Here is a 12,926-nt window from a genome sequence, read left to right as displayed (position 1 = left end):
CTTTCCATTGGTCGCGTGTATGTCATCTCCACCAGTTCAACAATCACAGCTCTATTTTAATGGCGATATTGTGACGATGGTGGGAGATCAACCTCAATATGTACAAGCGATTCTTGTTCAGGGAGGTAAAATTAGTTTTGTTGGCGATGTGGCCGATGCTCGGAAAATTGCACCTCAAAGCCGTGAAATTAATCTGGATGGTAAAACGCTATTGCCTGGTTTTATTGATGCGCATGGACATGCTTATAATGCAGGATTTCAGGCGATCGCTGCTAATTTACTTGCACCACCAGATGGCAATGTAAATAACATTGATTCACTTATTCAAAACTTAAGGCAATGGAAAACTGATAAAAAAAACATTGTCGGTAAATATAAGTGGATTATTGGATTTGGTTATGACGATGCGCAATTAAAAGAACTGCGTCATCCTACTGCGGATGAATTGGATAAAGTTTCGAAAGAGGATCCTGTCTTAGTCATTCATCAATCAGGGCATCTGGGGGCGATGAATCATAAAGCGCTAGAGTTGGCAGGTTATACGGCTGATACGAAAGATCCAGCTGGTGGTGTAATTCGTCGTGAAAAAAATTCGAATGTGCCAAATGGTGTGCTAGAAGAAATGGCAATGTTTCAGCCCTTATTCGCAATCATGGCGAAATATGATAAAGATGCAAATGAAAAAATTGCCCTTGCTGGTATTAATGCCTATCTCCGCTTTGGATATACAACCTTGCAAGAAGGACGAGCCACAGCCGATATTTGCGAAACATGGAAGGATTTGGGGCAACAAAATCGTTTAACGGTAGATATCGCTTGCTATCCGGATATTCAGGCGCAACAGCCTTATTTAGAGAGCCATGGAACACAAAAATCTTATAGCAAGCATTTTAGGATTGCGGGCGCCAAACTTTCTTTGGATGGTTCACCCCAAGGGCGTACTGCATGGCTAACTCAGCCGTATTTGATTCCGCCAGAAGGGCAGCCGAAAACATATGTAGGTTACCCTGCAATTCCAGATGAAAGTAAAGTTGATCAATTGGTTGCAACGGCCTATAAAAATAATTGGCAGATCTTAGCGCATACCAATGGGGATGCAGCCTTAGATGAATATCTCAGTGCCGTGGATAAAGCCGCTCGAAAATATGGTAATAACGACAGAAGAAGCGTTGCCATTCATGCCCAGACGGCTCGGTTTGACCAGTTAGATCGTATGAAGCAATTGCAGATCATTCCTTCATTCTTTGCAATGCATACCTATTACTGGGGAGATTGGCATCGTGATGTTACCTTTGGCAAAGAACGCGCATACCGCATCTCTCCAGGGCAAACAGCTTTAAATAAAGGTATGATCTTTACACAACACCATGATGCACCCGTTGCATTACCCAATAGCCTGATGGTTTTATATGCAACGGTCAACCGCATTAGTCGCTCAGGTGATGTGATTGGACCCGCAGAACGTGTCAGCCCTTATAATGCTTTAAGGTCAATTACCAGTTGGGCAGCCTATCAATACTTTGAAGAAAACTCGAAGGGAACTCTCGAAAAAGGCAAATTGGCAGATTTGGTTGTTCTGGATAAAAACCCGTTAAAAGTTGATCCCCAACAAATCAAAGATATTCAGGTGATTCAAACGATTAAGGAAGGGAATGTGGTTTATCAAAAATAGCGCATTCAGTTAAGCGGGGAGTGAGTTGTTGTAACATAGACACCCAATCGCTTACGCAAACTGAGTTATGATTGTTTAACTAGATTGCTTATAGTCACTAAAATTAAGCCCGACCTATAAAGTTTGGGCTTTTTCATGATTTTAATTTTCTATTACCCAATTTGATATTTAAATCCCTTAATCATTTTATTTATATAATTTTTCTATTATATCTTGCTGGCTTTTAACCATTGCTAGCAAAGCAAGCGTGATCTGGATGAGTCAGCAACCTCCATTGCTTAGATATAAAAATAATCATGAGTTAGATAGGGAATGTGGTTTGAAGAAAACCTAAGGTTTAAATGAGAGGTATAAGCGATATTCATTTCATGAAGTATAAATGCTGAAGAAAAATATAGAGGTGAAATGGATTTATGGAACAGCGGTATCAAGAATACAACGCCCAATAATGTTTATTGGGCGTTGTTGTCAATGCAGTCTCATTCGATGTGAATGATTGATTTCCGGATGTTTAAAAACTACGGGGTAATAATATTAAAGAAGAATGGGAAGGTATCCATCATGCCTAATAAATCTTTAAAGGCAGCCGAGTTACCTGTGATTTTTAAAGATCCATTACTGATAGCTTGGTCAAATGTAATCACACCATTTTGAATATCATTCAGGGTAGATTTGTTTAGTACTAAAGTTGCAGTCGGAGAGGCAACTTCTTTTTTATTATAGTTGAGTACCGCATTTTCTAAAGTTAAACCATAGTTTTCTTTCAAATCTGGGAACTCGATGTTGAATGACATTTTCTTGCCCGCTGCTTTAGGTCCATTTAAACGGATCGACATGTAGTCAAAGAGCATATCGGGTGTCATAGCAGCAATGGTGTCTGGACTTGAGGTGTTTACGCCACCTTCTTTTGGCGTACCTTTACGTAACTCATATGCCCCTTCTAGGTAAACAGAACGCCAAGTGCCTGCTTCTGCTTGGAAGCCCAATTGTTCATAAGCATCGGCCAATAGGTTTTTTGCAGCCGTATTATCTGGGTTTGCGAATACAACCTGTTTTAGAGCTTCAGCAACCCAACGATATTCACCTTTGTCATAGTCCGCTTTGGCTTTGGTCATGATTGCATTGGCACCCCCCATATACTCCACATATTTCTTCGCGGCTTCAGTCGGCGGAAGATCATTTAGGCTTGATGGATTGCCGTCATACCAGCCCATATAACGCTGATAGACTGCACGTGAGTTATGACGTAAGGTACCATAGTAGCCTCGACCAGCCCAGAATTGATCCAGTTCATTTGGAAATTGAATCATCTCTGAAATTTCTTTACCTGTGTAACCTTTATTCAGTAAGTTTACAGACTGGTCATGGGTGTATTTGTAAATATCTCTTTGTTTCTTAAAGTAATCTATGATTTGTTCATTGCCCCATAGCGGCCAGTGGTGACTTTGAAATTTAACTTGTACATCTTTGCCGTACATATCAATGGTTTCATTTAAATATTTAGCCCAAATAAGGGGATCTCGAACAAGAGCACCACGCAGCGTGAGTACGTTATGCATGGTGTTGGTTGTGTTTTCTGCCATCCACAGGGCTTTCCAGTCAGGGAACCATGTATTCATTTCGGCAGGTGCTTCTGTTCCTGGTGTCATTTGGAATTCCATTTTGACGCCATCTAGAGTTACAGTCTGACCAGTTTTGGTAATGATATCGGTTGGAGGTAGTAATGTTACGGTACCTGTTGACGTGGTTTGTCCCAAACCACCATTTACACCGCCAGCAGCATTACGCGGTAGTAATGCACCATACATGAAAATAGCGCGACGGCTCATCGCATTACCAGCAATCACACTTTCACTTGCAGCATGTTCCAAGAACCCTTCTGGTGCATAGATTTTGACCTTGCCAGCTTTGACATCAGCTTCATCAACCAGACCTCGTGTTCCGCCGTAATGATCGACATGGGAGTGACTATAGACCACGCCTACCACAGGTCTTTTTCCTAAATTTTTGGTCACTAATTCATACGCAGCTTTTGCTGTTTCCGCAGAAATGCCGGTGTCAAATACAATCCAGCCAGTTTTACCTTTAATAAATGTAATATTGGAAAGATCATAACCACGGACTTGATAAATATTATCTGTAACTTTGAATAAGCCATACTGCACGTTTAATTGTGCATTACGCCATAGGCTGGGATTGACTGTAGCAGGGGCGGGTTTATCTATACTAATAAACTTGGTGTAACTATCCATGTCCCAAACGATATTACCCTTCGTATCTTTAATAACTAATGATGCTGGTTTGTCGATAAAACCACGGGTTGCATTTTTAAAATCTTCGGTATCGTTAAAAGGTAAGGAGTTTAATACCTCTTTATTGGCTTTTATTGTTGCTGCTGATGCTGTCCCTTCAGCAAAAGCGTCTGCACTGACAAATAGAGAAGTTGCTGTTAGTAGTCCTAATAGAAGTTTCTCATTTCGAATTTTCATAGTTATACTCCAGTGTTAGGTGCATTGTTGTGTATTAATTATTAAGAGCGCTGGTAGACTTTTTTTATATCATATTTTTTTTTAATCTTGCATTATTTTTGAGCTGATTATCTTATTTTAACACTGAGTTTTTTTCTCAAAATTTCTGATCTTGTGCACAAGGCATGACCCAAATATTTATTATCGAAAAGCCTGCTAGGGGCAGGCTGTTTTATTTGTTTTTTACAGCATGTGGGGGCAGTTTTTGCATCATGACTAAACGAGAATCGCGTTAAATGTGGGGTAAACCGCATTGCATGATTCTAATTTTGGTGTCCTGAATCACATCTTTGACCATCGCTTGAAATTCTTGCATATGCGTGGTTTGCATATGCTGTTCCAAATGGCTTAAAGACTGCCATTTTTCAAACATAATAATCGAATTGCTAGGCATGTACTGAAAATGAGCTTTGTTATCTAGATCCTTATAAAGCTCATATCCATAACAGCCTGACTCCTTTAACACCAATGGCGTTACTTTTCTAAAAGCATTTAGCACAGTGTCAAAATGTTCAGCACTGTCTTTAATTTGAATTTCTGCAATCACGGTCAGCATCATGAAGTCCTTTATACTGCAAAATGTCTATCTAAATGTGCGCGATAAGCGGCTAAATATTGCGGGACATTCGGGGCTTTAATGACGTCATTGACAATAAAGGTTTCTAAAGCTTGCATGCCCAAAAATTGATTGGCCTTATGAAAAGGCAGATAGATGCCATCCACACCCACACCTTCAAAGAATTGTGCTTGATCTTGAAAGGCTTCAAGGGGGGCATTCCAAGTGAGCGATAACATATATTTTTTATTGTGAATGAGTCCGCCAGAACCATATTTCTTGTGTGCATCACTACGGGAGCGACCATCATTGGCATATAAAGTGCCATGACCTAAAGTAAAAACATCATCAATATACTTTTTCATGGTCCATGGAGCGCCCATCCACCAGCCTGGCATTTGGTAAATGATCACATCTGCCCAAACATAGTTGCTAATTTCTTGCTGAATATCATAGTCAGCATCTGTACGCGTCACTTTCACCGTATAACCGCGTTGTGCAAGATGTGATGAAGCAAACGTAGTCAGGGTATTGTTCAGTTCACCATTTGAATGTGCAAATTGTTTTGCGCCATTCACAATCAAAATATTCTGCATGAAAAGACCTAAGGGTTATGTTGCAATTTAGGCATGAGTATAAAAATGAGATTAAGTTTGAAAAAGTAATGAATCTGCAAAATATTATTGATTAAAAATCAATAATTTTGTCAATCAGCCCTGTATCTGTCCGATAAAGGTGATGCGTAAAAATTTTGAAAAAGTTGAATAATTTTAAATACAGTTGTAAGCAGCATTGTCTATTGTTACATTCAGCTAAATTTTACCAAGACTAAGTTGAGCGATATGTCACCGCGTCTAGCCACAGCGATTGGCTTATGTGCCATTCTGTTCTGGGCTTCTATTGTAGGATTATTAAGACAGGTCACTGAGGGCTTTGGTGCAATACTTGGGGTTTGCTTAATCTATACCTTGAGTTCAATCATCTTATTGATTTTGTTTAGACCTCCTCAATTCAGTGCATTTCCGAAAAAATATTTGCTTTTGGGTTCAGGCTTGTTTGTTTCTTATGAGTTATGTTTGTCACTGTCTTTGGCTTTTGCACAAAACAGTCAGCAAGCTGTTGAAGTCAGTATTATTAATTATTTATGGCCCAGCCTCACGGTCTTGCTTTTAATCTTGACTCGCGAGCAAAAATTTCATCCTTTAGTGCTATTGGGAATAGTGCTGACTTTATTTGGCATTATTCAAGTCCAAGTGGGGAGTGGCGAGTTTAGTTTTCATCAGCTTACATACAATATCGCCTCGAATCCTATCAGCTATGTTCTGGCCTTTATAGGGGCTTTTATTTGGGCTAGCTATTGTGTAGTCACCAAGAAATTGGGTAACGGTCAAAATGCCATAGCTTTGTTTTTCTGCCTGACCTCTGTGGCTTTGTGGCTTAAATTTATATGGATCGGGAATTTCGAAATTCCTGATGTGCAATTGCATACCCTAATATATTTATTTTTGAGTGCTGCGGCATTTGGACTGGGTTATGCCGCTTGGAATGTTGGTATTTTGCATGGCAATATCCAGCTGCTGACTGCTGCATCCTATTTTACCCCGATTATTTCATCGCTGATTGCGATGCATTTACTCAATTTAGAACTGACTTGGTCTTTTTGGCAGGGGGCAGTTTTGGTCTGCTGTGGTTCATTTTTATGTTGGTGGGCGACTCGAATTCGCACATAGAAAAAGGAGATGCTTGATCTCCTTTTTTTGATTATGCTGAAATAGGGGCAATGTTATTTGGGGAAAATAAAGGAGGCAATTAAACGACCGCCCCATTCTTTAGCGCTACCAGTCGTGTCATCAGCCCAGTAACGTACACCACCGCCGATACTGATCAATTGTCCATTCAAATTCACAATTTTAGTTGCAGTCATATTAATCGGGACCACTGCATCTTCACTGTTCCAATCGTAAGTGGTTTCAGTGTTCAGTGTCAGTGTCAAACTACTCGGATAAGTGTAGCTGACGAAAGGTTGAATAAAAGTACTGTTGACCCCTTCGGCATTGTCTTTATGTTCAACCGCCCAAATATGATTGACAAGTGTGCCTAATGTCCAGCCTTCTATTTGTTTTAACACGACGGCTGTCGGTCCAAGCCCCCATTGATCTGCGCCCAAGGTTTTTTCGGAAGCAGTCGGAAATAGCATGGCAGGACCCACCCCCCAAATAATGCCACCAGGGCCGGGTTCCGCAGGAGAAATGAATAAACTTTGTACCGTATCACCCGTTCCCCAATCATCGTCTTTAGCACTATCGCCATACGTTTGCACCACAACAGGCAGCACAGTACGTGAAATCAAATTCCAGTCTTCATTTAAACTAATCGGAATAACGGGCTGAATGTTGAGTTGATAGCGTTCTATGTCTTCATTTGCACCGATTTTTTCATCATAGTTAAACTGAAAAGGCACACTTACCATATTGGCGACGGGATTGGATAATTGTTTGGCCAGATCCGCCGTATCTGCGGCATAACTAGTTGCGGTAAGAAGAGTACAAATACCAAAACATATACTTTTTTTCATAATCTACCTCTGGGTGATCAGCTGGTATTACATTGTTTTCAAGTATGACGATTAGATGTAAATTTTAAGCTGTATCAATTTTTGTTGATGTTCCTGTTTTACAGGTTCTGAAGTTATTTATTAGCAACATTTATTTCTCTAGATGTTTGCTTCCTACCTTGAATATACGTCTTGTTATGATAAGGAGATGTAGTTGCCATCCATTTTTGTAGTATTGGTCAAATTTTTAATCATGTCTATAATTTCAGCGAATTTTTATCAACAGTATAAGTGTTGTTAAGCTTTCTTTGGCCAAGTCTAGGTGGGGCTGATTGAGACGATTCCTGCTTTTTGCATGTTTGGTTTTAATTGTCATAAAGTGGTGCATTATTGGGATAAGGGATGATCCGATACAGTGAAGGCATTGTGGATAGGGGCTTCACAGCCCACAAAATTGAGTGAAATATGCATTTGGTCGATGTAATTAAATATTAAATATCAGAAAAAATGATAAATAGCGAAGAGCATTATTATTAAATCAAAATATCGTCTGTATTTTAATCTTAAAAATGCACCGCATTATGTCATTCACATTAATTTGCACTATTTTGGTTCTTTTTGTGTCATGGTTTTAAACCGAATAATGAAAATGTTTGAATATGGTGCATTTCATTTTTCTAACAGTATAATAGGGTCAAAGCAAAGTTTGAAAATTTTGTATTCTGATAAATAATTCAATGTTTTAGCTTTGCTTTTTGAAAGTTGGTATGAGAATTGCTTTATAACTGCCAACTACTAACACGCACTCCACGGGTGCAACAAAAAATCATCGGAGCAAAATGAGCATGGCGAACAAGGTCCTACAACTCATCCAAGAAAGTGGCGCAAAATGGGTCGATTTCCGCTTTACTGATACTAAAGGTAAGGAACAACACGTAACTTACCCAGCAGATACTATCGACGAAGATACATTTGAAGATGGTAAAATGTTTGATGGTTCTTCTATCGCTGGTTGGAAGGGTATTGAAGCGTCAGACATGATCTTACGCCCAGATGCTGAAACTTGTTTCCTCGACCCGTTCTTTGCTGAGCCTACAGTAGTTGTTACTTGTGACGTTATTGAGCCATCAACTGGTCAAGGTTATGACCGTGACCCACGCTCGATTGCACGTCGTGCAGAAGAATACCTAAAATCTACAGGGATTGGTGATACTGCATTCTTTGGTCCAGAACCAGAATTCTTCGTATTTGACGAAGTGAAGTGGGACATCGACATGTCTGGCGCTCGCCATACATTGATCGCTGAAGAAGCAGCATGGTCTACGGGTAAAGACTATGAATCAGGTAACTCTGGTCACCGTCCACGTGTTAAAGGTGGTTACTTCCCAGTTCCTCCTGTAGATTCTTCACACGATATGCGTGCAGACATGTGTGCAAAAATTGAAGACATCATGGGTCCAGGTCGTGTAGAAGTACATCACCACGAAGTTGCATCTTGCCAATTAGAAATTGGTGTAAGCTTTAACACAATGGTACGTAAAGCTGACGAAGTACAACAGTTTAAATATGCTGTTTGGAACGTTGCACACCAATATGCAAAAACTGCTACTTTCATGCCTAAGCCAATGGTTGGTGACAACGGTTCAGGTATGCACGTTCATATGTCGATCTCTAAAGATGGCAAGAACTTGTTTGCTGGTGATGAATACGCTGGTCTTTCTGAAATGGCGCTTTACTTCATCGGTGGTATCATCAAGCACGCTCGTGCATTGAATGCCATTACTAACCCTTCTACAAACTCGTACAAGCGTTTAGTACCACACTTTGAAGCACCAATTATGCTTGCTTACTCAGCACGTAACCGTTCTGCTTCTATCCGTATTCCTTACGTTTCTAGCCCTAAAGGCAAGCGTATTGAAGCTCGTTTCCCAGATCCAATGATGAACCCGTACTTAGGTTTCGCGGCATTGTTAATGGCGGGTATCGACGGTATTCAAAACAAGATTCACCCAGGTGAAGCTGCTGACAAGAACTTGTATGACCTTCCTCCTGAAGAAGAAGCAAAAATCCCTACAGTTGCGCATAGCCTAGATATGGCTCTTGAAGCACTTCAAGCGGATCACGACTTCTTATTAAAAGGCGGTGTATTCACTAAAGAAATGCTTGATGCTTACATCGAACTTAAAACTGAAGATGTACGTCGTCTTAACACGACAACTCACCCAGTTGAATTCGACATGTACTACAGCTTGTAATTCTTTTAAGAAGAATGACTGTAAAAAAACCCGCCTCGTGCGGGTTTTTTTTGTATCATGGTTGCACATAGAAATTTAGTCTTCAAATTTATGGCACAGCGGAAAAAACAGACCGGCTTTTATCCTTGGGTCGATGTCAAAGATCACACTAAAGGTTTTAAATTAAACTTTTCACCCGTCGTGTATATAGAGGTCGCACGTACAGCTGAGGGGTATAAGCAGGTAGAGTTTGTAGGTTTAAAAAGTCCTGAAATGGCTTTGGATTATGACTATCCGCAAAGTTTTTATATCAGTACGGAAGGTTTTATTTTACAAAAGTTGCCTAATGGGCAGTTTGAAATCATTGCCAAGACCGATAATTGTTAAATAATTCTGTATTCACTTAATTCGATTAATCTTTACAAGTTACACAGCGTGATTGCGTAGGTAAATTTATGCAGCAAATTCCAGCTGAGCTAAAAACATGGCTACAAGCCTCTGGTTCATTAACTCAGCAATTAACTGATGTTGCGCAGGGTCAGTTCAGTGTTAAGCCGGTAAAAGAGCATTTTCAGCGCTTGAATTTTATTGATGCGACATGGATGCAAGTGCCATTCCATCACACCTCGTGGGTGCGTGAAAGCTATCTGTATGGATGTGAACAGCAGCCGTGGGTCAAAGCCAAAAGTATTTTCCCGATTCAAAGTCTGCAGCGCCGTGCCAGAATTTTTAAGCATATCGGTACAAAACCGATTGGTTGGTTCTTGTTTGATCGAACTGAACCGAAATGTGAGCGCCGAGTGATTTGGCTGGATGAAGGCTGGACCCGACAAAGTTGTTATACTTGGCACGGTTGCAAATTTATTGTGCAAGAGACATTTTTACCTGCTTTTCTGCAGTATCTTCGCAAAACCAAATTGTGAAATTTTTGAAGGATTTTCATGGCTACGGTGCAACAGATTACTTGGCGTGAACGCTTAGAAGCTTATTATTATTTATGTCGTTTTGATAAGCCGATTGGTACTGAATTGGTTTTTTGGCCAACCATGTGGGCACTGTGGATTGCCAATAGCGGTATGCCAAGCTTAAGTATCCTTATCCCCATGATTTTGGGTACTATTTTTATGCGTGCAGCAGGCTGCGCAATTAATGATTTTGCAGATCGCAAAGTGGATGCCCATGTCGAACGAACCAAAACACGACCTTTGGCAACAGGCATCATTAGTGCGAAAGAAGCGGTATATGTGTTTCTAGTCTTGGTTTTGGCCAGTGCAGGTATGTTGTTGTTTTTACCCATAGAAACCTTTTATTGGTCTTTTGGTGCTTTGTTTCTTGCCTTTATTTATCCGTTCATGAAACGTTATACCCACTTACCGCAAGTATTTTTGGGTGCGGCATTTTCATGGTCAATTCCAATGGCGTATAGCGCAGTCGGGGTAACACCAGATTTAACCTGTTGGCTACTTTATTTCGGTAATCTGGCTTGGACAGTGGCGTATGATACGCAATATGCCATTACTGACCGTGAGTATGATTTAAAGATTGGCGTTAAATCTACCGCGATTTTGTTTGGGCGATATGATATTCAAATTATTGCGTTGTTGCAGGTTTTGAGTCTAGTTTTAATCGGTAGTGCTCTGTATTTACAGCAGCTGTTGATGCCATTTGGTTTATTGGCTTTGCTGCTGGTTGCAGGTGATTTTATTTATCAAACCGTCAAAACCAAAGATCGAAATCCACAAATCTGTTTTTGGGCATTCCGTCACAATCGCTGGGTGGGAATGCTGATTTTTATAGGAATCTTTTTAGAATTAACTGTTTAAAATGACTATGTGGTTAAAAGAGTGTCCTATACAGGGCACTTTTTTTATGCCTTAATCAATTTGCATGTAGTTTCATGCGGACAACAACAAAGATGAAAAGGATACTTTATGAAGCGCACAAAAATAGCGTTGGCACTGACATTTGCATTTTCGAGTCTGTTCTTAACGGCTTGCCATGACGATGATGATAATACTGCGCAGGACACTCATAAAACTTACTTATATGAAGGCAATTATTCATTAGACACCATAGATAATTCTTCATCGATTAAAGTCATGACTTACAATATGACGAATCTGCAAGGGAAAACGGCAACAGCCACTGCCATGGTATTGTTTCCAAAAGCCATTCAACCTAAAGATGGTTATCGTGTTGTGGTATGGGAGCACGGTACAGTAGGTGGGGGTGATGGTTGTGCACCAAGTAAAAATTTATTGAATCCTCGCTTTAAGATTCTAGCGGATACTTTATTAGCCGCAGGTTATGTGGTGGTTGCGCCAGATTATGAAGGCCTAGGAACACCTGGTGTGCATCCTTATTTGAATTTATCGAGCCAAGCGAATTCTGCAATAGCCGCGGTGAAAGCAGCAAAAGACCATTATGGCACTCAATTAAATGGTGCATGGATGTCAATTGGGCAATCACAGGGGGGGCATGCATCATTGGGGACTGCTGAATTTGCCAATACTGATACAAGTTATAAAGGGGCAGTAGCTGCTGCACCAGCATCAAGTTTAGGTCGAATTATTCAAATTTATATTGATCCTCAATTTAATTTAGATGCAAATGGTCAACCTAAAGCCAGTGGTCTAAATATTTTAGATGAGAAATTGCAACAAGTCCGTTATGCGGTTGCAAATAGCGTAATCACAGCAGAACAAGGTCAAGCGATGATTGATCAAATTGCTGATGGTTATGCGGAACTATTAGCATATGCTGCATTGGCGAGCTCAGGGATTAAAGCTTATCAGCCAGATTATGATTTAAAAACTATTTTTACTGCTGGTGCAGCTGATATTGCAGAAAAAGCCTATGGGCGTACAGGCGAAGATGGGGCATGTTTAAGCTATGCAGACCCTGATCGTGCAAATGGCCTGCAAGAACAATTTAAAGTCGGTGTTCTGGCTTTCTTGCAAGATCCGACACATCTTATTGCGCAATACGGTATTGATTTAAATAAAATTAAAACAGATCCAGTGGTTCAGAAGTTTTTGCTAGATAATCAGCCTGCAACCAATGCAACTGCTGAAAAAGTCATAAAAACCCCTGTGTTTATTATCCAAGGGGAAAAAGATCAGGCGGTATTACCTGTCGTGACTCAAGCGCTGTTTGCAAATATGAAAACGAATGCGACCAAGTATTTCCCGCAAAATGCTTATGCAGATGGATATCAACTGACGATAGTTCCTAATGCAACGCATACCCAAGCCATTGTGTGTAGAAATGCCGCAGCTGTAGATTTCATTCAGAGCAATATGCCTGCGGCTACTGGAATTGTCTTAACTGATGCTCAGAAAGATGCCAGTACCGATCCACAATGTACAGGGAATTTCTAAGT

General features: G+C 40.3%; 11 protein-coding genes. 7 read left to right on the top strand and 4 right to left on the bottom strand.

Going from position 1 to position 12,926, the window contains the following annotated elements; all coding sequences use genetic code 11:
• Positions 1-19: 19 nt before the first annotated feature.
• Positions 20-1,672 (top strand): amidohydrolase, encoded by a 1,653-nt coding sequence (locus AC6CHI_RS04685; protein ID WP_498119705.1) that lies wholly within the window; start codon positions 20-22, stop codon positions 1,670-1,672.
• Between the two features lie 518 nt (positions 1,673-2,190).
• Here AC6CHI_RS04685 and AC6CHI_RS04680 read toward each other — a convergent pair.
• The 3 genes from AC6CHI_RS04680 to AC6CHI_RS04670 all read right to left on the bottom strand — a co-directional run bounded on the left by AC6CHI_RS04680 (position 2,191) and on the right by AC6CHI_RS04670 (position 5,352).
• On the bottom strand, positions 2,191-4,161 hold the full coding sequence (locus AC6CHI_RS04680; protein WP_498119703.1) for an alkyl/aryl-sulfatase: 1,971 nt from the start codon (positions 4,159-4,161) through the stop codon (positions 2,191-2,193).
• Between the two features lie 271 nt (positions 4,162-4,432).
• A complete protein-coding gene (locus AC6CHI_RS04675; RefSeq protein WP_498119702.1) occupies positions 4,433-4,759 on the bottom strand; it encodes a putative quinol monooxygenase in 327 nt (108 codons plus the stop codon).
• A gap of 8 nt (positions 4,760-4,767) precedes the next feature.
• Positions 4,768-5,352, bottom strand: a complete 585-nt coding sequence (locus AC6CHI_RS04670) for an NAD(P)H-dependent oxidoreductase (RefSeq protein ID WP_498119700.1) — start codon at positions 5,350-5,352, stop codon at positions 4,768-4,770.
• 246 nt (positions 5,353-5,598) lie between these two features.
• Between AC6CHI_RS04670 and yddG the strand changes: the two genes are divergently transcribed.
• Positions 5,599-6,486, top strand: a complete 888-nt coding sequence (gene yddG, locus AC6CHI_RS04665; protein WP_498119698.1) for an aromatic amino acid DMT transporter YddG — start codon at positions 5,599-5,601, stop codon at positions 6,484-6,486.
• Between the two features lie 53 nt (positions 6,487-6,539).
• Here the strand turns inward: yddG and AC6CHI_RS04660 are convergent, their stop codons facing one another.
• Positions 6,540-7,331 carry a transporter gene (locus AC6CHI_RS04660; protein ID WP_458891337.1) on the bottom strand — a complete coding sequence of 264 codons (792 nt, stop codon included), beginning with the start codon at positions 7,329-7,331 and terminating at the stop codon, positions 6,540-6,542.
• A gap of 818 nt (positions 7,332-8,149) precedes the next feature.
• On the opposite strand from AC6CHI_RS04660, the gene glnA reads away from it, so the two are divergent.
• The 5 genes from glnA to AC6CHI_RS04635 all read left to right on the top strand — a co-directional run bounded on the left by glnA (position 8,150) and on the right by AC6CHI_RS04635 (position 12,924).
• Entirely contained in the window at positions 8,150-9,565 is a 1,416-nt protein-coding gene (gene glnA, locus AC6CHI_RS04655; protein ID WP_458891338.1) for a type I glutamate--ammonia ligase, read from the top strand.
• Positions 9,566-9,655: 90 nt separating this feature from the next.
• Positions 9,656-9,931, top strand: coding sequence for a hypothetical protein (locus AC6CHI_RS04650; RefSeq protein ID WP_458891607.1), 276 nt, complete (start codon positions 9,656-9,658; stop codon positions 9,929-9,931).
• A gap of 68 nt (positions 9,932-9,999) precedes the next feature.
• Positions 10,000-10,467, top strand: coding sequence for a chorismate--pyruvate lyase family protein (locus AC6CHI_RS04645; RefSeq protein ID WP_458891339.1), 468 nt, complete (start codon positions 10,000-10,002; stop codon positions 10,465-10,467).
• An 18-nt stretch (positions 10,468-10,485) separates the two neighbouring features.
• Positions 10,486-11,367, top strand: coding sequence for a 4-hydroxybenzoate octaprenyltransferase (gene ubiA, locus AC6CHI_RS04640; protein ID WP_498119696.1), 882 nt, complete (start codon positions 10,486-10,488; stop codon positions 11,365-11,367).
• Between the two features lie 108 nt (positions 11,368-11,475).
• On the top strand, positions 11,476-12,924 hold the full coding sequence (locus tag AC6CHI_RS04635; RefSeq protein ID WP_498119694.1) for an alpha/beta hydrolase family protein: 1,449 nt from the start codon (positions 11,476-11,478) through the stop codon (positions 12,922-12,924).
• The last annotated feature ends 2 nt before the right edge of the window (positions 12,925-12,926 follow it).

The sequence above is a fragment of the Acinetobacter sp. GQ146 genome (genome assembly GCF_059758585.1).
Note: the sequence above shows the minus strand (reverse complement) of the source record. Positions and strands in the feature narration are given on the sequence as shown.

Bases quoted from the DNA above. Each gene is read 5' to 3' on its own strand.
- AC6CHI_RS04675 (WP_498119702.1), bottom strand. From the start codon at position 4,759: ATGATGCTGACCGTGATTGCAGAAATTCAAATTAAAGACAGTGCTGAA.
- AC6CHI_RS04670 (WP_498119700.1), bottom strand. From the start codon at position 5,352: ATGCAGAATATTTTGATTGTGAATGGCGCAAAACAATTTGCACATTCA.
- glnA (WP_458891338.1), top strand. From the start codon at position 8,150: ATGAGCATGGCGAACAAGGTCCTACAACTCATCCAAGAAAGTGGCGCA.
- AC6CHI_RS04635 (WP_498119694.1), top strand. From the start codon at position 11,476: ATGAAGCGCACAAAAATAGCGTTGGCACTGACATTTGCATTTTCGAGT.
- AC6CHI_RS04650 (WP_458891607.1), top strand. From the start codon at position 9,656: ATGGCACAGCGGAAAAAACAGACCGGCTTTTATCCTTGGGTCGATGTC.
- AC6CHI_RS04645 (WP_458891339.1), top strand. From the start codon at position 10,000: ATGCAGCAAATTCCAGCTGAGCTAAAAACATGGCTACAAGCCTCTGGT.
- AC6CHI_RS04660 (WP_458891337.1), bottom strand. From the start codon at position 7,331: ATGAAAAAAAGTATATGTTTTGGTATTTGTACTCTTCTTACCGCAACT.
- yddG (WP_498119698.1), top strand. From the start codon at position 5,599: ATGTCACCGCGTCTAGCCACAGCGATTGGCTTATGTGCCATTCTGTTC.
- AC6CHI_RS04680 (WP_498119703.1), bottom strand. From the start codon at position 4,161: ATGAAAATTCGAAATGAGAAACTTCTATTAGGACTACTAACAGCAACT.
- ubiA (WP_498119696.1), top strand. From the start codon at position 10,486: ATGGCTACGGTGCAACAGATTACTTGGCGTGAACGCTTAGAAGCTTAT.
- AC6CHI_RS04685 (WP_498119705.1), top strand. From the start codon at position 20: ATGTCATCTCCACCAGTTCAACAATCACAGCTCTATTTTAATGGCGAT.